We start from the raw sequence: 20,099 nt of genomic DNA, 5'->3' as shown, positions 1-20,099 counted from the left end.
CCAAATGGTGACTATTTTTGCTAAAAGAGGTGAAAATAAATGAAAGAAATAGGCATATATATTCACATACCGTTTTGTAAACAAAAATGCTTTTATTGTGATTTTTGTTCTTTTAGTAATATGGAAAAATATATTACAAAATATATAGATGCTTTGAGAGAAGAAATAAGGGGATGGAAAGAAAAGTTAAAAGCATATGAAATAAAATCTATATTTATAGGAGGAGGAACTCCATCGATTCTTCCAATCAAAGAAATGGATAAAATAATAGATGCAATTTATTCAAACTTTCATATTAATAAAGATTTAGAATTTTCTATAGAAAGCAATCCGGGAACACTTAATAAAGAAAATCTTGTATATTATTTAAATAATAATGTTAATAGACTAAGTATGGGGCTTCAAGCATGGCAAGATATTCATCTAAAAAGTTTAGGAAGAATACATAATAAAGAAGAATTTTTGAAAAACTTTTTATTAGCAAGAGAAATAGGTTTTGAAAATATTAATATTGATTTGATGTTTGGGTTGCCTGATCAAAGCTTAAAGGACTGGGAGGAAACTTTATATCATGTTGTTCAGTTGAATCCAGAACATATTTCAGCATATAGCTTGAAAATAGAAGAAAATACAGTTTTTAATGAGTTATATGAAAAAGGAAGCTTAAACTTACCTTCAGAAGAACTTGATCGAGATATGCACCATTTTGCAATAGATTATTTATCTGCTTATGATTATAAACACTATGAAATATCTAATTTTGCAAAGAAAGGAAAAGAGTGCATACACAATCAAATCTATTGGAAAGATAAAGAATATATTGGATTCGGTTTAGGGGCTCATTCATATTTTAATAAAAAACGCTTTTCAAATACTAAAATAATGGAGGAGTATATAGATAATATTCATAAAAATATAAGTCCTTGTGCATTTGAAGAAATCATTTCAAAAAAAGATGAAATTTCAGAATATATGTTTTTAGGACTAAGAATGATAAGAGGGATAGTGATTGATGAATTTAAGGATCGATTTGGATTTAATCCTTATGATGTTTATGGGGAAGAAATTATGAAGCTTAAAAAACAGGGACTTTTATATACAGATGAAAAAAGCATACGATTGACTAGAAAAGGGATAGACTTATCTAACCAAGTCTTTGTAGCTTTTTTATTAGATTAAAAAAATAGCAAAAATGATATTGACAAATGTTTTTATTAATGATAAGTTAAAATCGTAATAGATTAGCACTCATTCAATGAGAGTGCTAACAAATAGGAGTGATATTATGGAACTGGGAGAAAGAAAGTTGAGGATTCTGCAGGCCATAATAAAAGATTTTATTTCTACAGCTGAACCGATAGGCTCAAGAACCTTGATGAAAAAGTATGATTTAGGAGTAAGTGCTGCGACTATACGCAATGAGATGGCGGATTTAGAAGAAATGGGGTTTTTATACCAACCCCATACTTCTGCAGGGAGGATTCCATCGGATAAAGGTTATAGGTTATATGTAGATAGCTTAATGATTTTAGATAAGCTAGCTCAAAATCAAAAGCAGGCTATAAAAAAGAGCTTTATAGAATCAGTAGGAGAATTAGAACAAATAATTACGACTACTTCAAAAATTTTGTCTCAAATGACGAAATTAACTTCTATTGTTTTATCTCCACAGTTTGAGCAAAGCAAGTTAAAATCAGTACAGCTAGTTCCAATTGATGAAAAAAGCATATTGCTTGTGATCGTATCAGAATCTGGCATTGTAAAAAATGCAATTTTAAGAATTAATGAAGATTATACTTTTGATAACTTAGGCATGATATCTAAAATATTAAATAGTAAACTTAAAGGATTAACTATAAGAGATATTGATATTCATGCAGTTGAAGAAATAAAAACCGAGATGAGAATATTTCATTCATTAATTGATGCAATTATTCCAGTTTTATTGTCAACACTAGAAGAGATGGTCAATGTACAGTTATATTTAGATGGGATAACAAATATTTTTCATTTGCCAGAGTACCATAATATCGAAAGAGCAAGAAATTTTATTGAGATGTTGGATCAGAAAAAGCAGATTATGGAATTGTTAATGAATAGTAAAGATGGCTTAGATATTACTATTGGGAAAGAAAACAAGCATGAAGAAATGAAAGACTGTAGTATAGTAACGGCAACCTATAAGGTAAAAGGATTTATTGTTGGAAAAATTGGAGTGATTGGACCTACAAGGATGAACTATGAGCATATTATTTCTGTTGTAGATTATGTGACTAAAAATTTAACAGAATTATTAAATGATCGCTAAAAAAGAATATAGATAGGGTGCAAAGTAATTTTATTTTGCACTATATCTATCTACATATTTAAAATATAAAGCTAGGTAGGTGAAAGCAATGGAAGGGAATACTTATAAAGAAGAGCAAAATGATGAGAAAGTAGATAATAAAAATGATGAAGCTGTAAATAGCAGTTTAGATGCAGAAAAAGAAGTACAAATGGATGAAGCTAGTGTAGATATTAAAAAGTTGCAAGAAGAAAAGGAAGAGCTAAATAGTAAGTATTTGAGAATGACAGCAGATTTTCAAAATTATAAAAAAAGAGTCGAAAAAGAAAAGAGCGAAATCTATCAATTAGCAAATGAAAAATTAATTTTAGATTTACTTCCAATTGTAGACAATTTTGAAAGAGCTGTAAAATCTTATAAAGACGAAGGAAAGGATGAATCTTTTACACAAGGTATAGAGATGATTCTACAGCAACTTTTAGATGTATTCAAAAAAAATGGAGTAGAGGAGATTGAAGCTTTAGGAAAAGAGTTTGATCCAAACTTTCATCATGCTGTAATGCAGGAAGAAAGTGATGAGTATGAAAGCAATACAGTCATAGATGTTTTTCAAAAAGGATATATTCTTAATGGTAAAACAATTCGACCAAGCATGGTTAAAGTTGTAAAATAAAAATTTTATATATAAGATGAAGGAGGAAATGAAACAATGGGTAAGGTAATTGGTATTGACTTAGGAACAACTAATTCATGTGTTGCAGTTTTAGAAGGTGGAGAGCCTGTTGTAATTCCAAATGCTGAAGGTAATAGAACGACACCATCTGTTGTTGCATTTACAAAGAATGGGGAAAGATTAGTAGGAGAAACAGCTAAAAGACAAGCGATTACAAATCCTGATAAGACGATTATATCTATAAAAAGACATATGGGTACTGACTATAAAGTAAATATTGATGGAAAAGATTATTCACCACAAGAAATTTCAGCAATGATTCTTATGAAGTTAAAAGCAGATGCTGAAAGCTATTTAGGTGAAAAGGTTACAGAAGCAGTTATTACTGTTCCTGCATATTTTACAGATAGTCAAAGACAAGCAACAAAGGATGCTGGAAAAATTGCAGGTCTTGAAGTAAAAAGAATTATCAATGAGCCTACAGCAGCATCACTAGCATATGGACTTGACAAAGAAAATGAACATCAAAAAATTATGGTATTTGACTTAGGTGGAGGTACTTTTGATGTTTCTGTTCTAGAGCTTGGAGATGGAGTATTTGAAGTATTAGCTACTCATGGAAATAATCATCTTGGAGGAGATGACTTTGACCAAGCAATTATAGATTTCTTAGCTGAAAGCTTCCAAAAAGAGCATGGCGTTGATTTAAGAAAGGATAAGATGTCTTTACAAAGATTAAAAGAAGCTGCTGAAAAAGCGAAAAAAGAGTTATCAAGTACACAAACAGCGAATATTAATCTTCCTTTTATTACAGCTACAGCAGAGGGACCATTGCACTTAAATATTGATTTGACAAGAGCGAAATTCAATCAGCTTACAGCACATCTAGTTGAAGCTACAATGGAACCAACAAGAAAAGCATTAAAGGATGCAGGGCTTTCAACAGGAGAGATTGATAAGGTGATCCTTGTAGGAGGTTCAACTAGAATTCCAGCAGTGCAAGAAGCTGTTAAAAAACTTACTGGAAAAGAACCTCATAAAGGAATAAATCCAGATGAATGTGTAGCATTAGGAGCTGCTATTCAAGCAGGTGTATTAACAGGAGAAGTAAAAGATGTATTGTTGCTTGATGTAACACCGCTTTCATTAGGAATAGAAACCTTAGGAGGAGTATTTACAAAGCTTATAGAAAGAAATACAACTATTCCTACAAGAAAGAGCCAGATCTTTTCTACTGCAGCAGATAATCAAACAACAGTTGATATTCATGTGCTACAGGGAGAAAGACAAATGGCAAGTGATAATGTAACATTAGGTAGATTCCAACTAGGTGGAATTATGCCAGCACCAAGAGGAGTACCTCAAATTGAAGTAACATTTGATATTGATGCGAATGGTATTGTAAATGTTAGTGCAAAGGATAAAGGTACAGGAAAAGAGCAAAAGATTACAATTACTGCATCAACAAATTTAAGTGATGAAGAAATAGAGAAAAAAATAAAAGAAGCTGAACAGTATGCAGAGGAAGATAAGAAAAGAAAAGAAGCTATTGAAGCAAAAAATAAAGCAGACACAATGGTTTATGAAACGGAAAAAGCTCTAAAAGAAGTTGGAGACAAAATTAGTACTGAAGAAAAAACAAATATCGAATCAAAGCTTGAAGTGCTTAAAAAAGCTTTAGAAGGTGATAATACAAAAGAAATTAAAAAAGCAACAGAAGAATTAACAAGTGCTTTCCATGCATTATCTCAAAAAATGTATGAACAGGCAGCACAGCAAGGTCAAGGAGCAGCTGAGAGTCAAAATACACAAACACAGCAAGAGAATGTTGTAGATGCAGATTATGAAGTTGTAGATGATGATAAATAAATAAAAGGCACCCAATAGGGTGCCTTGAAAATGTGAAAAGTCTTGCGAAAAATAGATATTTTTCATATAATTGATATAGTTTGTGATTCTCACAAAACCTGATTAGAAAGGCGGTGAGAAGGGTGTCTAAAAGAGATTATTATGAAGTTTTAGGCGTTGACCGTGGTGCTGATGAGCAAACAATAAAGAGAGCTTATAGAAAATTAGCTATGAAATATCATCCAGATAGAAATCCTGGAGATAAAGAGGCGGAAGAGAAGTTTAAAGAAGTCAATGAAGCTTATGAAATATTAAGTGATCCAAATAAAAAAGCAAGATATGATCAATTCGGTCATGCAGGTGTAGATGGTAATGCACAGGGTGGATTTGGCGGAGCAGCTGGATTCGGTGGATTTGAAGATATATTTGGAGATATATTTGACATATTTGGCGGAGGCTTTTCAAGCTCAAGAAGAAAAGCAGGACCTAAAAAGGGTGCTGATTTAAGATATGAATTAGCTATAACCTTTGAAGAAGCTGCTTTTGGAGCTGATAAAGAGGTAATTATTAGAAGACATGAAAAATGCAGCACATGTAATGGTACAGGAGCAAAGCCTGGAACAAGTAAAAAGACTTGTAGCAAATGTAATGGAACAGGAGAAGTACGTTATGCAACAAGAACACCATTAGGACAATTTGTAAATGTAAAAACTTGTGATGTATGTAATGGAGAAGGTTATATTATAGAAAATCCTTGTATAAAATGCAATGGAACAGGAAAAGAATTAAAACAAAAGAAAATACAAATAAAAGTTCCAGCAGGCGTGGATACGGGTTCTGTTATTCCGCTCAGAGGAGAAGGTGAACCAGGAGAAAAAGGTGGACCTAATGGGGATTTATATATTGTTTTAAGAGTAAGACCGCATGAGATATTTAAAAGAGATGGAAATGATGTGATTTGCGAGATTCCAATTACTTTTGTACAGGCAGCATTAGGAGATGAATTAATTGTTCCTAGTTTAGATGGTAAAATTAAGTATAAGATTCCAGAAGGAACACAAAGTGGAACGATATTTAGAATAAAAGGTAAAGGAATACCAAGCTTAAGGGGTTATGGAAGAGGTGACCTTTACGTAAAAGTTATAGTAGAAGTTCCTAAAAAATTAAATGAAAAACAAAAAGAATTATTAAGACAATTTGCAGATATAATGGGCGAAGATGTACATGAACAAAGAAAATCCTTTTTTGATAAAGTAAAAGAGGTTTTTGGTATTTAATAAAGACACCCAGTCATGACTGGGTGTTTCCTTGTATTGTAAAATTTCTGATAAATATAGATATTGTAGGGTATAATAACAGATAAAGTGAAAAGCACGGAGGTTTTGTATATGAAATGGATAGAAGTAAAAATTAAAACGACTACAGAGGCTGTTGAAGCGGTAGCAAATATTTTATATGATGTAGGTGTAGGTGGTGTTGCCATAGAAGATCCAAATGATCCTATTTTTAAAGAAAAGCAATCAGGGGATTGGGATTATTTAGATGAATCGATTTTACAAAGTGATTATGAAGGAGCTATTGTAACGGGATATCTTCCAGAGAGTGAAGACCTATTAGACAAAATAGAATTAATAAAACAGAATGTAGAAAAAATACCACAATATAATCTTGATAAAGGATTAGGAGAAGTGACAACATCAGAAGTTTATGAAGAGGATTGGGCGAATGCATGGAAAAAATATTATAAACCTAAAAAAATAGGGGATCAAGTAGTAATAAAGCCTTCTTGGGAAGAATATACACCTTCTCTTGATGAAATTGTTATAGAGCTTGACCCTGGAATGGCATTTGGAACAGGAACCCATGAAACAACTATGATGTGCATCCAAAATTTAGAAAAATATGTAAAAGATACGTCAACTGTATTTGATATTGGCTGTGGAAGTGGAATACTTTCTATTGTAGCTGCCAAACTAGGAGCAAAAAAAGTAATTGGTGTTGATTTAGATGAAGTAGCTGTAGAAGCATCAAAGAGAAATGTATTAGATAATGGTGTAGAAAATATAGTTACAATTAAACATGGAAATTTAATGGATGTAATAGATGGTCAGGCAGATATAGTTGTTGCAAATATTATTGCAGATGTGATTATATATTTATCTAGCTTTATAGGAGATTTTATGAAAAAGGATAGTATTTTTATTGCTTCTGGTATTATTCTTGAAAAAGTTGATGAAGTGATTGCAGCCTTAGAAAAGAATAAAATGGAAATTATAGATGTTAACAAGAAGGGTGAATGGGCAGCTATTGTTTCGAAACCAAAGGGTGACAAAGGAAATGCATAGATTTTTTGTAGATAGAAAAAATATTTCAGAAGAAAAGAAAGAAATTATTATTGATTACAGGGAAGATGTGAAACATATTGGAAAGGTTTTAAGACTTTGTAAAGAGGACTGTATAGAAGTTTGTGATGGGAATAATAATGATTACATAGGAAAAATTATATCTATATCAAAATCGCAAATTAAATTAGAAATTCTTGAGAGAAAAATATGTGATACGGAACCACAAATTCAGGTTGCTCTTTTTCAAGGGATTCCTAAGTCAAGTAAAATGGATATGATTGTACAAAAATGTACTGAATTAGGAATTTATAAAATAGTTCCTATAATAACAGAAAGGACAATTGTACAATTAAAAGATAAAAAAGCTGAAATAAAGAAAATCGAAAGATGGCAAAAAATTGCAGATTCAGCAGCAAAACAATGTAAAAGAGGTATTATACCAAAAGTTGAAGCACCTCTTTCTTTTGAGGAGATGCTTAATAGTTTAGCAGATTATGATTTGAAAATTATACCTTATGAACAGGAGAAAAAAGTAGGACTGAAAAATATTTTAAGTAGAAATAAAGAATATAAAAAGATTGCTATTATTATTGGTCCAGAAGGTGGATTTGAGTACGAAGAGATTATAAAAGCTCATAATGCTGGAATAGTGCCTATTATGTTAGGACCTAGAATATTAAGAACAGAAACTGCTGGCTTGGTAGCTTTAAGCGTATTAATGTATGAGATAGGGGATTTAGGAGGCTATTAGTTGAAATTGTTAATGTATTTAGCTGTAGGTTACAAGGAAAAAGAGCCAATAAAGCTAGAAAAATGGTTAAAGAGTTAAATGGCAAAAGACCACTATTTTTGATTAAGTGGTCTTTTTTAAAAAAATATCTAGTTGCAACGGAATTTCCTTTTTTCTTGATACAGATTTATGTTCTTTAAGATACTGTATAAGCATTGGTTCATAAGAACGATAAAGAAACTTTTGTTTTGGACGCATTTTCTGTTTCTCTTTAGCTTTATATCTTCAACGACAACCATATTAACCGTTTTTGCTTCTTCTTCATCTATTACATGGAATTTTTACTCCTTTGACGCTTTTAACAATATTAACGATGTTATATCCGCCCAAAGTTTTTTAATGCACATAGAACTTGAATAGTAACGTATGGCTGCCAATATTCTAATTCATGTTCATCATTCCATCCTCCATCATCTCTCTGAGAAGTATATAAATAATCTAAAAAACTATTAATAATAGTATTGGGCATATACTTTGCTAGTTTGTCCTCTGGTGATTTTACAAACTGAAACAATGTATGATATTGTTTTTCTGTGGCATTTTTTGCACACTCTAATATATTTTTCATCATAGCTTCTTTTACATTTTTGTTTTCTTCACTTTCTTCTATACTTGAGAAGTAATCAAAGGCATGGTATGCCATAAAAAGCCATTTATTAGACAATATCTTTTTTACAGTTAAATTTTGAGAGACCCATTTTTTCGCAGATTCTTCTAAAACAGGAGTACATAATCCTAATTTCTTTAAATTGCCCACTATTGAATCTGGAATAGTTTGATCAATATCTTTTGCCATCCACCAAGCATGAGGATATTGATATAGTGTATCTGGAGATCTAAACGAACCATCCTCATTAATATTTCTTTCAAGCCAGTCTACTGTTCCATCTAGCAAGTTACCTATTGGTATCCCTGTATCTCTTACAACTGTCAGTAAGAATTCAAGAGATATAGGATTTGAATCTGGACATTTTACATCATGTTCAATTCCATTAGCCCACCCTCCATCATCATTTTTATAACATAAAAGTGACTGATGTAATTTTTTAAGATTCCCTTTACAAAATAGATAATCAAATAATTGTTTTTCCCATAATAAGCCTTTATCATATACGAAATATCTTGCTTTCTCAATAGAAACTATCATAACCACTCCTTTCTTTACATAATCATAATTTGAGGAATGCAGGTAATTTTTAACTTAAATAGACATAATAGGAATACCATGTATTTTTAATTCTTGTTTTATCATTTTATCCTCCATTGTTATAGAGATTACACCTACATAATTATCATTGTTTCTATATGTATGCATATACAATTCATCATTTCTCGTCTACTAATTTATATTAAATAAGTAGACTGCTACAAAAAAATATAAATAATCCTTAACTTCCCAGTCTACTACTATGTAATATCTATGATATGTGTTTTTTCTTCTTTATAATTTTTTGCTATTGTAGATAACTTAAATATTTACGACATTATATCTAAACAATACATATACCCAATCCCCAAATAAGGCACTAAAGCAAACCTTCCATTATAATCCAACTTTTTATATTTAAAGTATAACATATTTGTCAATATTGCAAAAACAAGTCCTATAGTAATTCCTGCAAATCATCCAGCTAATCCTAAATAGAACGAACAAGCACTTATTTCCCAAAGCCATTGAATATCTAACTTCTAAGTTTCAATCCTTGTGGGATATATAGAGATTTATCATTTTTCAATTTCAATTCAAAAATGGGAAAGCAACCAAAACATTAAAAATGTATATTAATAATGAAGAGAAAATTCCGCCAGAAATTAAAACAGAATAAAATAAGCGAAAGCCCGTTGGAGAATTGATGTTCACCAGCGGGCTTTTGTTTTGGTCGTATTTTAAGTTGAACACTTGCAAACTGTATGGTAGAATATACTCATGTACAAAACAGTATTATACCAAAAATACAGAAAGAATACAAGGAAAATTAATTCTATTAATAATATACGATGATATACTTGGAAATAATAAATATAGGAGGAAGCTACCGCGATGGAAAATAAAAATAGAGAAAAAGTTGACCTAAGCCTTGACGCAGAAACGTTTTACAAGAAATATGGACGTAAAAAAATCATATCTTTCATAACTCTCGGTTGCAAGGTGAATCAGTATGAAACAGAGGCCATGGGAGAGATTTTTGAAAAATCAGGATATAGGATTGTAGATAGTGAAGATCATGCAGATGTATATGTGATAAATACTTGTACAGTTACAAATTTAGGAGATCGAAAATCAAGGCAGTTTATTCGCAGGGCAAAAAGAAAAAACCCTAAAGCGATTATTGCAGTAGTAGGATGTTATTCTCAAACAGCCCCTGAAGAAGTATCAGCTATTGAAGGGGTGAATGTTATTTTAGGGACAAATGATCGAAAAAAAATAGTTGAATATGTAGAAAATGCACAAGTAGAAAATGAAAAAATTAATGCTGTTGGAAATATTATGAAAATAAAAGAGTTTGAAGAGATGACTATAGGAGAAATAAAAGGGAAAACAAGAGCATATCTTAAAATTCAAGAGGGATGTAATCAATATTGCACATATTGTATTATTCCATATGCAAGAGGACCTATTAGAAGTAGAAAGCCAGAAGATATTATAAAAGAAGTACAAAGACTTGCAAAGAATAATTTTAAAGAGATTGTGCTTACAGGTATTCATGTTGCTTCCTATGGAAAGGATCTAAAAAATACATCTCTATTAGATGTAATACTTAAAGTTCATGAAGTTGAAGGCATTGAAAGAATTAGATTAAGTTCTATTGAACCAACTATCATGACAGAGGAATTTGTAAGTACGCTTGCAACTCTACAAAAGGTTTGTCCACATTTTCATTTATCTCTTCAAAGTGGATGTGATGAGACGCTGAAGAGAATGAATAGAAAATATACAACAAGTGAATATAAACTTATTGTAGAAAGAATAAAAAAATATATGCCTGATGTGTCTATTACAACAGATATTATGGTAGGATTTCCTGGAGAGACGGAGGAAGAATTTGAAAAAACAATGCAATTTGTAAAAGAAATAGGCTTTAGCCAGATACATGTATTTAAATATTCTAAAAGAAAAGGAACGCCAGCAGCAGGATTTAAAAATCAAGTACCTTCTCAAATTAAAAGCATGCGAAGTGAAAGGTTGATAGCATTAGCAGAAGAAGGTTTGAACAATTATCATAAGAAATTTATCGGTACAAAAAGGACAGTTCTTTTTGAAACTGCAAGCAATGAAATGAAAGGCTATTATGAAGGCTTGACGGATAATTATATAAGAGTATTTTGCAAATCTAAAGAAAATTTAGAAGGAAAAATATTACAAGTGGTATTAGAGAAAATATCAGGAGAAGGCGTTATCGGAAAAATAGTCAATCAATAGAAGGAATTTTTTTATTTATGTTGAATAGATATTGATAAAAGTTTGTGATTCTGTAAAGGAGGTGAAAGGAATGAAAGATTGTATTTTTTGTAAAATAATAGCTAAAGAAATTCCATCTAAAGTGGTATATGAAGATGATTATATAATGGCTTTTCATGATATAGAGCCTCAAGCACCTACCCATGTGGTCATTATTCCAAAGGAGCATATAGCATCTTTAAATGATCTTTCTGATGAACATAATAATCTCATAGGACATATTTTCCTTTCTATAAAAAATATTGCAAATACATTAGGTTTAAAGGAAGGCTATAGAGTTGTAAGTAATTGTGGAGATTTAGGTGGTCAAACTGTAGATCATATACATTTTCACCTTTTAGGAGGAAGACAGCTTCAGTGGCCTCCAGGTTAAAAAAAGTTGCATAAATTGTTAATTTAATGTATAATAACATAGTGCGATTTCGGACTCCCAAGTGTTTTTGCTTTGGTGTTCTACGAGCACAGCACAAGTTTGCTAGCGGAGGGAGGGAGAACTATGTCAACAGAAATAAGAATCGGAGAAAGCGAAACTCTTGAAAGTGCTCTTCGCAGATTCAAGCGCTCATGTGCAAAAAGTGGTGTTTTATCAGAAATTAGAAAAAGAGAGCATTATGAAAAGCCTAGTGTAAGACGTAAAAAGAAAGCAGAGGCTGCTAGAAGAAACAGGGCTAAAAAAAGATTCTAAATAAAATCTTAAAAAAAGAGGTGTGACAGATGTCCCTCAAAGAGAGATTAATGGCTGACTTAAAGGACGCTATGAAAGAAAAAAATAAGATTAAAAAATCTGTTATAACAATGGTAAGATCTGCTATAAAGCAATATGAGATAGACAATAGAGTAGAGCTTGATGATGAAGGCATTTTAGATATTATATCCAAACAGGTAAAACAGAAAAAAGATGCCATTGAAGAGTTCACTAAGGGAAATAGATATGACCTAGTGGATGAAGCAAAAGCTGAAATAGATGTTTTAATGGATTATTTACCAAAGCAGTTAACAGAAGAAGAAGTTTCACAAATTGTTAGTCAGACAATTGATGAAATTGGTGCAAATAGTATGAAGGATATGGGTAAGGTTATGTCAGCAGTAATGCCTAAAGTGAAAGGTAGAACTGACGGTAAAACAGTAAATAAGCTTGTTAAGCAATTTTTACAATAAATGATCTAAGTTTAACTTAGGTCATTTTTATTTTATATAAAAATGATTTTCTTCCTTATAAAATATATTGTAAACAATGTGTTATAATTTAAAAAATTATTTAAGTGTTATTTGATATGAGATATAATAAAAAGGAAAATTATTCATCAATTAGTTCAAATTTCTAACGTTTAAGTGAAGGGGTAAAAAATGAGCAATAATATTTCAAAAAATGTTCTTAAGAAGATAAGTAAATTTATAGAGAATAGATTTGGTTTGTATTTTCCTGAAAAAAGCTTTAATGATCTTGTAAGAAGGATTTCTTATGCAGCGGAACAAAAAAAAATTGACCTTAAAGAATACATAGATTTAATGGTGCGAAATAAATTGTCTTTAGAAGATATTCAACAGCTAATAGATTGTCTGACGATAGGAGAAACTTATTTTTTTAGAAATAAAAAATTGTTTGAGATACTAAGAAAAAGCATACTGCTTGATATGATCAATGCTAGAAAATATACGAATAGAAGTTTGAAAATTTGGAGTGCAGGTTGCTCTTCTGGAGAAGAAGCTTATTCTATAGCAATCTTAATAAAAGAATTGATTCCTGATTATAAAGATTGGGATATTAAGATTATTGCTACAGATATTAATTATTCTTTTTTAAGTAAGGCGAGAAAAGGAATATATAGTAAGTGGTCTTTTAGAGGTACAGATCAACATTTTAAAAATAAGTATTTCAAGAGAATAGATAACATGTATTATAAGCTTAATGATGAGATTATAAAGCTTGTAACATTTCATCATTTGAATTTAGCGGATCCGATGTATATAGTGGATAATATTATGATGAATAATATAGATATTATATTTTGCAGAAATGTTTTAATGTATTTTAGTAAATACCATGTAAATGAAATTATTAATCGTTTTTATAATATGATTGTAAATGGAGGATGGCTTATTGTAGCACCTACCGAAAGTTTGTTGCTTAATAGATCCTTGTTCATACCTATAAATATAAATGGTGTATTTTTATATAAGAAAAATATAAAACGTAGTAATTTTGAAAAACATCTTTGTAAGCATATTACACACAAAACATTATTTATTCAAAATGAAGTAAAAATAAGCCCTAAGAAGGAAGAAGAATATAAGAATCTAATTGTATTAGAAGATATAAATAATAAAAAAGTACTATTGCAAGAAGAAAAAGCAGATGCAGGAGAATGTGAAAAATTATCACGTTTATTTGCAAATGAAGGAAATTTGGAAGAAGCTATACGGTGGTGTAAAAAGGCTATTGCTATAGATAAAATCAATCCTTTATATTATTATCTCCTTGCAAGTATTCAGCAAGAGCAAGGAAATGTTGATGAAGCTATAATATCATTAAAAAAGGCCATATATATTGATTCAGACTTTATTATGGCTTATTTTGATTTAGGCAATTTGTATTTAAAACGAGGGAAATACAAAAAAGCATTTAAAAATTTTGATAATGTATGTATATTGCTGAATCATTTGAATCAGGATGATATTATTCCCAATTCAGAAGAAATAACAGTAGGGGCGTTAAAAGAAATCATTCAAAGTTTATATGGTAAGGGTGGTTTATATGAAAAAATATAATGAAGAAGAAAAGCTTGAAATTGTTGAAATACTAGAATTTTTACTGAAGAGTGATCAAAGCACTGAAAAATATGCAATAGAAGTTTTATATATAAATGAGGTATATTCAGTAAAAAGAGTTACTATGCTTCCTTGTACACCTCCCTTTATAACAGGTTTAATGAATTTTAGAGGAAAAATTATATCTGTTATAGATCTAAGAAATTTTTTAGGCTTTACTTCTAAAAAAATATCTGTAGAGAATATAAAAAAAGTAATAGTTGTAAAGGTTAATGAAATAGAGGTAGGCATAGCTGTAGATGGAATTTTAGGATGTAATGAAGTCTTTGTATCAGAAATACAAAGAAATATTTTAAATATAACAAATTTGAATACAAAATATTTTAAAGGAATAACAAAGGAAAGGACTATTGTTTTAGATATAAAAAATATAATGATGGATGAAAAAATGATTGTTGATGAAGAAGTTATTTAATAATTTGAAGGGAGGAAATATAATGAAAATAAATTTTATAAAAAGCTTAAAAGGAAAATTGATTATATATTTTTTGGCATTATCAATTATACCAGCAATGATTATAAGCGGATTTAGTTATTATCATTCAAAAGTATCTTTGCAAAAGGATGCTACTGACCAACTTACCTTTATAAGAGATACAAAGAAAAGGGAAATAGAAGATTATTTTAAAATGATGCAAAGCAGAATTTTATATATGGCACAGGAGCAAGTGACTGTAGATGCTATGATAAAATTTAGTCAGAATGCAGCTGCTGATGGTAGTGATAATGAGTCATATGAAAAGTATAACTCTGTATTTTTAAATTTTATTGATAAATTAGCCTATGGAGATCTATTATTAATAGATTATAAAAATGGTAAAGTTTTATATTCTACATTGAAAGAAGCAGATTATGGGACAAATCTTATGAGTGGACCTTATAAAAATACAAATGTTGCAAGAGCCTTTGAAGCTGCAAAAAATAGTAATGATAAAAATTTTATAGCTATTACAGATTATGAGTTTTATGCTCCTTCTAATCACAAACCTATTATATGTATGGCAGCTCCAATCTTTAAAGGAGACAAAAAAGTTGGTGTTCTTGCTTTTAAAATAGGAACAGAGAAAATTGATGAAATTGTATCTAATAACAATAAATGGGAGTCGTTAAATCTTGGTAAGAGTGGAGAGGTTATTTTAATCGGACCTGATTATAAGTTACGAAGTAATACTAGATTTGTAAATGAGGAGGAAGATGAAAGAATAAAGACAGCAAAAACTGCTATTCTTTTGAAAGAAATAAGAACAAAGGGAGCAGATGCAGTAATGGCTGGGAAAACAGATGTGGATACTTATTTTGATTATCATAATATAAAGTCTATTGTTGCTTATACACCACTGCATATTAAGCATTTGAAGTGGGCTATACTTGTTAAAATAGACGAAGAAGAGGCATTTTATTCAGTATATAAATTACAAAAATTGATGATAATTGTTTTGATGCTTTCAGTGATAGCTATAGTAATATTTTCTATATTTATGGCTTCAAGTATTGCAACACCAATGATAAAAATGTCAGAGGTTGCTTTTAAAATATCTCAGGGAGATTTAACTATTGAAGTACCAAAAGAAAAGCGTTCAGATGAGATAGGCATTTTGACAGAAGCTATTAGTAATATGCTAAACCATCTTAGAGAACAAACAAAAGAGATTATTCATGTAGCAAACGTACTGGCATCTTCTGTGAGTGAAATTACAGTTTCTCTTACTCAAGTTACATCAGGAGCGGCTGAAACTTCTTCTGCAGTAAGTGAAACTACAGCAACGGTTGAGGAGGTGAAACAGACAGTTCATATATCCAACGAAAAGACAAAAAATGTTTCAAACAGTGCAAAGCAGTCTCTTGAGATATCAAAAGTAGGAAATCAAGCAACAGAAGCTACTTTAGAAGGAATGAAGATTATTAATAATCAGATGCAGGAAATTGCAGGAAGTATTATCGCTTTAAGTGAGCAAAGCCAGAATATTAGTGAATTGATAGAGAGTGTTGATAATATCTCTGAACAATCTAATATTCTTGCAGTTAATGCGTCAATAGAAGCAGCAAAGGCTGGAGAACATGGTAAAGGATTTTCCATTGTTGCTCAAGAAATTAGAAATTTAGCAGAACAATCCAAACAAGCTACAAAGCAGGTAAGAAATATACTAAAAGATATACAAAAGGCAGCCAATACAGCTGTAATGACAACGGAAAAGGGGATAAAATTTGTTGATGCAGGTATAAAACAGGCATCTAAAGCAGGTGATGCTATACGAAAGCTTACAGAGCATATGAACATATCTGCACAGGCAGCTATCCAGATAGAAGCATCTAGCCAGCAGCAGTTAGTTGGAATGGATCAAGTGGCAATGGCAATGGAAGGGATTAATGAGGCAAGTATTCAAAATGTGAATAGTATGAAGCAACTAGAAGAGGCAACACGTAACCTTCAAGAAATGGGATATAAGCTGAAACAGCTAACTGAAAAATATAAGGTTTAAGGAGAGAGGCTTGGAATGAATAGAAATGATGCTGAATTTTTTAAAAAGCTTCGCTACACTTTCAAGATAGAGGCTTATGAGCATTTAAAAACCATTTCTTTGTCACTTGTAAAGTTAGAAAAAGCATTTGCTAAAGAAGATCAAAAATCACTTGTTGAAGCTATACATAGAGAGTTTCACAGTTTAAAAGGTGCAGCTAGAGCAGTAAATATGAAGGAAATTGAAACAATATGTCATATGCTAGAAAATATATTTTCTAAAGTAAAAAAAGAAATATTAATATGCAATGTAGAGATGTTTGATATTTTTAATAGAGCAATAGATACAATAGAAGAGATACTTTCTTTGAATGAAGATAAAGTCAGAGACATTTCAGAAATCATGAGTGAATTAAAAAAAATAGAACATAGCGATGTTGTAAAAAATGAATCAATAAAATCTGATCATAAAGATATAGAGTGTCATGACGTAAGATTTAATACAGAAATAAAGAGCAATAGAAACATAAAACTAGAGAGTGAACAAGAAAAAAATAGTCAGATAAAGGCTTTAGAAGCTATAAAAGCCAAAGAAAATATAAAAACACAAATAAAAGGTTATGAGGATAGTACGAGCGAAATTCTTAGAATTTCAAAGGCTAAATTGGATGCTTTACTCCTTCAAGGAGAAGAAATGATTTATGCAAAGCTTTCAGCTATTCAAAGAGCTAATGAGATTAAAGAAATTAAGGAATTATTTGATTTATGGAAAAAAGAAAATGATGTGCGAAATGTTTCTCTATAAGTGATTAATCACGAAAAGAGAGGATTAATGAAATCACATTTAATCTAACTGATTAACTGAAATTTGGAATGAAGCCTTCATGTAGGCTGAAACGAATTACTTGATACTCCTACAAGCGTTTAATGTTTAGTAGACATTAAGGGTTTGAAGCTAGGTAAAGTCGGCTAAGAGTATACCGTAAGGCATGTGGGATAATAACCTACCACCACGAAATGCGAACCAGAGGTGGTTGAGTGTATGATAGGTCGGAGTGCTAGAAAATATCTACGGTGAGAATGTTCTTAAATGAACTGACGAACTTGCGAATGTACGAGTCTAAATTCTTATTAAATAGAAATATTTAAACCACAACTAGTGGGGTTAATTACCGAAAAGTATGTTTGTCAATTAAGAAATTCGGAATACCTAACAACGAAGGTATAAATTAACAGGCTCATAGTAAGCATCTAAGGATATATGTAAAAGCTAAGTTAATCGGAACATTGTAAGCAAAAGTCAACTATCTAAACGACTACTAATCGGGTTGGTTTCTATAAGATATCAAATGATATTGAAATGAATTTACTTTTGTGAAAGTAGGGACACAGTACCTATGAAACCATGATAATAAGTGGCGGAGGGATAGTCCCAAGTCTTGAACTTTGAAAACTGAACTAATTAAATGAAACTCATAGGGTCAGGTAAGATGATGGGACTTCTGTATGGAAGGAGAACAACACGCCATCAATGAGTACAGCATTACGATATAGCGAATATTACGGTATGCAAGAAACATTCGATTGGTTATATGATAGAAGTAAGAAAAGAGCCACTAACGGTCTTAGATTATATGAAATCATAACATCAAGAGAAAATATACTTCTTGCATATAGAAACATCAAGGCTAACACAGGAAGTAAAACTAAAGGTACTGATGGATTGACAATAGCAGATTATAAAGTCAAGGATGAAGGTACATTTGTGAAAGAAATAAGAGACACACTAAAGAATTACAAACCCAACTCGATTAGAAGGGTAGAAATCCCTAAAGATAACGGTAAAACAAGACCTTTAGGAATACCAACTATGAGAGATAGAATTATACAGCAAATGTTCAAACAAGTTCTTGAATCAATATGCGAAGCAAGATTCCACAAACATTCTTATGGATTTAGACCTAATAGGTCAACTCATCATGCTATGTCAAGAAATCAATACCTAATTAATATAGGGAAGATGCATCATGTAGTAGATATAGATATAAAAGGTTTCTTTGATAACGTAAATCATACAAAATTATTAAAACAGATGTATGATATAGGTATCAAAGATAAGAGAGTTCTTAGAATAGTTAGTAAAATGCTAAAAGCACCAATAGAAGGAATAGGGATACCAACTGAAGGTACTCCACAAGGAGGTATATTATCTCCTTTACTGTCTAATATTGTGTTAAATGAATTAGATTGGTGGGTTAGTGACCAATGGGAAACCTTTGAAACCAAATACAGATATTCAAGAGTAGACAGTAAATACTTGGGACTTAAAAAATATAGTAATCTAAAAGAAATGTTCATTGTAAGGTACGCTGATGATTTCAAAATTTACACTAGAAATCACATAACAGCAAATAAAATATTTCATGCAATTAAAAACTATTTAAAGAATAATTTGAAACTGGATATATCAACAGAAAAATCTCAAATAACAAATCTTAGAAAGAAAAGTTCAGATTTTCTAGGATTCAAGATTAAAGTAGTAAAAAAGAGAAACAAACATGTTGCTAATACATTCGTCATGGAAAAGAAAAAGGAGAAGATTAAATCAAGATTAAGAGATTTAATTTTAAATATACAAAAAAATCCTTTAACAAGTACAGTCAATAAATACAACATATATATTATAGGGATTAAAAACTACTACAAATATGCAACGCATATTAACAGAGATTTTAGTAAAATAGCCTATCAAATTTCCAAAACCCTATTCAATCGTCTAAAATCAATAGGTAAATGTGAAATTCCTATTAAACCCAACGAAACATACAAAAAGTTCAATAAAAATAACTTTAAAACACATAAGGTAGCAGGTTTATATCTCCATCCAATAGCAGACATACAGACTAAAAATGTGATGAATTTTTCACAAAATATATGTAACTATACATCTCAAGGTAGAGAATTAATATACAAGAAACTAAAACCTAATGTGTCTACTGAAATACAAAGGCTTATGAATAATATATACGAATATAATACGGTTGAATTAGCAGATAACAAACTCTCTAAATACTCATCACAGAAAGGAAAATGCTTGGTCACAGGTAAATTCTTATGTGCTAATGAAGTGGAGATACATCATATAAAGCCAACAGAATTAGGTGGAAAAGATGAATTTGCTAATCTCATAGCAATACACAAGGATGTTCACAAGTTAATACATGCAACACTAAAAGAGACGATTGATAGATATATGAACAAACTTCAATTGAACGTAAAACAGTTGAAGAAAGTAAACAAATATCGTAAAGAATGTAATTTGATTAATTTAGATTAAAAGTTTAAGATGGAACGCCTTGTGAGTTCGAAAGTCTCATGCAGGGTGTGGTCGAGGGGAAAAGGTGGAGAT

17 protein-coding genes and 1 pseudogene are annotated in these 20,099 nt (G+C 30.7%); 17 read left to right on the top strand and 1 reads right to left on the bottom strand.

From position 1 onward, the window contains the following. The first annotated feature begins 39 nt into the window (after nucleotides 1–39). The 8 genes and pseudogenes from hemW to KVH43_RS13390 all read left to right on the top strand — a co-directional run. Nucleotides 40–1,179 (top strand): radical SAM family heme chaperone HemW, encoded by a 1,140-nt coding sequence (gene hemW, locus KVH43_RS12810; RefSeq protein WP_218282903.1) that lies wholly within the window; start codon nucleotides 40–42, stop codon nucleotides 1,177–1,179. 106 nt (nucleotides 1,180–1,285) lie between these two features. Continuing rightward, nucleotides 1,286–2,308: a heat-inducible transcriptional repressor HrcA gene (gene hrcA / locus KVH43_RS12805; RefSeq protein ID WP_218282902.1), complete on the top strand. Its 1,023-nt coding sequence runs from the start codon at nucleotides 1,286–1,288 to the stop codon at nucleotides 2,306–2,308. A gap of 88 nt (nucleotides 2,309–2,396) precedes the next feature. Further along, nucleotides 2,397–2,960 (top strand): nucleotide exchange factor GrpE, encoded by a 564-nt coding sequence (gene grpE, locus KVH43_RS12800; protein ID WP_218282901.1) that lies wholly within the window; start codon nucleotides 2,397–2,399, stop codon nucleotides 2,958–2,960. Nucleotides 2,961–2,996: 36 nt separating this feature from the next. Further along, nucleotides 2,997–4,829, top strand: coding sequence for a molecular chaperone DnaK (dnaK, locus tag KVH43_RS12795; protein WP_218282900.1), 1,833 nt, complete (start codon nucleotides 2,997–2,999; stop codon nucleotides 4,827–4,829). A gap of 122 nt (nucleotides 4,830–4,951) precedes the next feature. Next, nucleotides 4,952–6,085: a molecular chaperone DnaJ gene (gene dnaJ, locus KVH43_RS12790; protein ID WP_218282899.1), complete on the top strand. Its 1,134-nt coding sequence runs from the start codon at nucleotides 4,952–4,954 to the stop codon at nucleotides 6,083–6,085. Between the two features lie 111 nt (nucleotides 6,086–6,196). Then, on the top strand, nucleotides 6,197–7,153 hold the full coding sequence (gene prmA / locus KVH43_RS12785; RefSeq protein WP_218282898.1) for a 50S ribosomal protein L11 methyltransferase: 957 nt from the start codon (nucleotides 6,197–6,199) through the stop codon (nucleotides 7,151–7,153). Continuing rightward, a complete protein-coding gene (locus KVH43_RS12780; protein WP_218282897.1) occupies nucleotides 7,146–7,904 on the top strand; it encodes a 16S rRNA (uracil(1498)-N(3))-methyltransferase in 759 nt (252 codons plus the stop codon). The genes prmA and KVH43_RS12780 overlap by 8 nt, the downstream gene beginning before the upstream one ends. Next, nucleotides 7,901–7,981 (top strand): annotated as a pseudogene (locus tag KVH43_RS13390) (IS607 family transposase); the annotation flags it as partial. The gene KVH43_RS12780 and the pseudogene KVH43_RS13390, both read left to right, overlap by 4 nt. Before the next feature lie 278 nt (nucleotides 7,982–8,259). On the opposite strand, the gene KVH43_RS12770 reads toward KVH43_RS13390, so the two are convergent. Then, nucleotides 8,260–9,090, bottom strand: a complete 831-nt coding sequence (locus KVH43_RS12770) for a prenyltransferase/squalene oxidase repeat-containing protein (protein WP_218282896.1) — start codon at nucleotides 9,088–9,090, stop codon at nucleotides 8,260–8,262. Nucleotides 9,091–9,984: 894 nt separating this feature from the next. On the opposite strand from KVH43_RS12770, the gene mtaB reads away from it, so the two are divergent. From mtaB to ltrA, 9 genes are all read left to right on the top strand, one after another. Further along, nucleotides 9,985–11,364: a tRNA (N(6)-L-threonylcarbamoyladenosine(37)-C(2))-methylthiotransferase MtaB gene (gene mtaB / locus KVH43_RS12765; protein WP_218282895.1), complete on the top strand. Its 1,380-nt coding sequence runs from the start codon at nucleotides 9,985–9,987 to the stop codon at nucleotides 11,362–11,364. A 70-nt stretch (nucleotides 11,365–11,434) separates the two neighbouring features. Then, nucleotides 11,435–11,776: a histidine triad nucleotide-binding protein gene (locus KVH43_RS12760; RefSeq protein ID WP_218282894.1), complete on the top strand. Its 342-nt coding sequence runs from the start codon at nucleotides 11,435–11,437 to the stop codon at nucleotides 11,774–11,776. 123 nt (nucleotides 11,777–11,899) lie between these two features. Next, nucleotides 11,900–12,088 (top strand): 30S ribosomal protein S21, encoded by a 189-nt coding sequence (gene rpsU, locus KVH43_RS12755; RefSeq protein ID WP_218282893.1) that lies wholly within the window; start codon nucleotides 11,900–11,902, stop codon nucleotides 12,086–12,088. A gap of 29 nt (nucleotides 12,089–12,117) precedes the next feature. Beyond that, on the top strand, nucleotides 12,118–12,561 hold the full coding sequence (locus tag KVH43_RS12750; protein ID WP_218282892.1) for a GatB/YqeY domain-containing protein: 444 nt from the start codon (nucleotides 12,118–12,120) through the stop codon (nucleotides 12,559–12,561). Nucleotides 12,562–12,750: 189 nt separating this feature from the next. Next, entirely contained in the window at nucleotides 12,751–14,172 is a 1,422-nt protein-coding gene (locus KVH43_RS12745; protein WP_218282891.1) for a CheR family methyltransferase, read from the top strand. Then, nucleotides 14,159–14,647, top strand: a complete 489-nt coding sequence (locus KVH43_RS12740; RefSeq protein WP_218282890.1) for a chemotaxis protein CheW — start codon at nucleotides 14,159–14,161, stop codon at nucleotides 14,645–14,647. Before KVH43_RS12745 ends, KVH43_RS12740 begins: the two co-directional genes overlap by 14 nt. 22 nt (nucleotides 14,648–14,669) lie before the next feature. After that, nucleotides 14,670–16,712, top strand: coding sequence for a methyl-accepting chemotaxis protein (locus tag KVH43_RS12735; protein WP_218282889.1), 2,043 nt, complete (start codon nucleotides 14,670–14,672; stop codon nucleotides 16,710–16,712). A 15-nt stretch (nucleotides 16,713–16,727) separates the two neighbouring features. Then, nucleotides 16,728–17,495, top strand: coding sequence for an Hpt domain-containing protein (locus tag KVH43_RS12730; protein ID WP_218282888.1), 768 nt, complete (start codon nucleotides 16,728–16,730; stop codon nucleotides 17,493–17,495). A gap of 726 nt (nucleotides 17,496–18,221) precedes the next feature. Further along, the gene (gene ltrA / locus KVH43_RS12725; RefSeq protein ID WP_218282640.1) at nucleotides 18,222–20,027 is read left to right on the top strand and encodes a group II intron reverse transcriptase/maturase; all 1,806 of its coding nucleotides are present in this window, start codon (nucleotides 18,222–18,224) and stop codon (nucleotides 20,025–20,027) included. The last annotated feature ends 72 nt before the right edge of the window (nucleotides 20,028–20,099 follow it).

Source organism: Crassaminicella indica (genome assembly GCF_019203185.1).
GTDB lineage: Bacteria > Bacillota > Clostridia > Peptostreptococcales > Thermotaleaceae > Crassaminicella > Crassaminicella indica.
This window is presented reverse-complemented; position numbering and strand designations above follow the sequence as displayed.

Coding starts and splice junctions, on each gene's coding strand:
- hemW (WP_218282903.1), top strand. CDS start 40: ATGAAAGAAATAGGCATATATATTCACATACCGTTTTGTAAACAAAAA.
- hrcA (WP_218282902.1), top strand. CDS start 1,286: ATGGAACTGGGAGAAAGAAAGTTGAGGATTCTGCAGGCCATAATAAAA.
- grpE (WP_218282901.1), top strand. CDS start 2,397: ATGGAAGGGAATACTTATAAAGAAGAGCAAAATGATGAGAAAGTAGAT.
- dnaK (WP_218282900.1), top strand. CDS start 2,997: ATGGGTAAGGTAATTGGTATTGACTTAGGAACAACTAATTCATGTGTT.
- prmA (WP_218282898.1), top strand. CDS start 6,197: ATGAAATGGATAGAAGTAAAAATTAAAACGACTACAGAGGCTGTTGAA.
- KVH43_RS12780 (WP_218282897.1), top strand. CDS start 7,146: ATGCATAGATTTTTTGTAGATAGAAAAAATATTTCAGAAGAAAAGAAA.
- KVH43_RS12770 (WP_218282896.1), bottom strand. CDS start 9,090: ATGATAGTTTCTATTGAGAAAGCAAGATATTTCGTATATGATAAAGGC.
- mtaB (WP_218282895.1), top strand. CDS start 9,985: ATGGAAAATAAAAATAGAGAAAAAGTTGACCTAAGCCTTGACGCAGAA.
- KVH43_RS12760 (WP_218282894.1), top strand. CDS start 11,435: ATGAAAGATTGTATTTTTTGTAAAATAATAGCTAAAGAAATTCCATCT.
- rpsU (WP_218282893.1), top strand. CDS start 11,900: ATGTCAACAGAAATAAGAATCGGAGAAAGCGAAACTCTTGAAAGTGCT.
- KVH43_RS12750 (WP_218282892.1), top strand. CDS start 12,118: ATGTCCCTCAAAGAGAGATTAATGGCTGACTTAAAGGACGCTATGAAA.
- KVH43_RS12745 (WP_218282891.1), top strand. CDS start 12,751: ATGAGCAATAATATTTCAAAAAATGTTCTTAAGAAGATAAGTAAATTT.
- KVH43_RS12740 (WP_218282890.1), top strand. CDS start 14,159: ATGAAAAAATATAATGAAGAAGAAAAGCTTGAAATTGTTGAAATACTA.
- KVH43_RS12735 (WP_218282889.1), top strand. CDS start 14,670: ATGAAAATAAATTTTATAAAAAGCTTAAAAGGAAAATTGATTATATAT.
- KVH43_RS12730 (WP_218282888.1), top strand. CDS start 16,728: ATGAATAGAAATGATGCTGAATTTTTTAAAAAGCTTCGCTACACTTTC.
- ltrA (WP_218282640.1), top strand. CDS start 18,222: ATGAGTACAGCATTACGATATAGCGAATATTACGGTATGCAAGAAACA.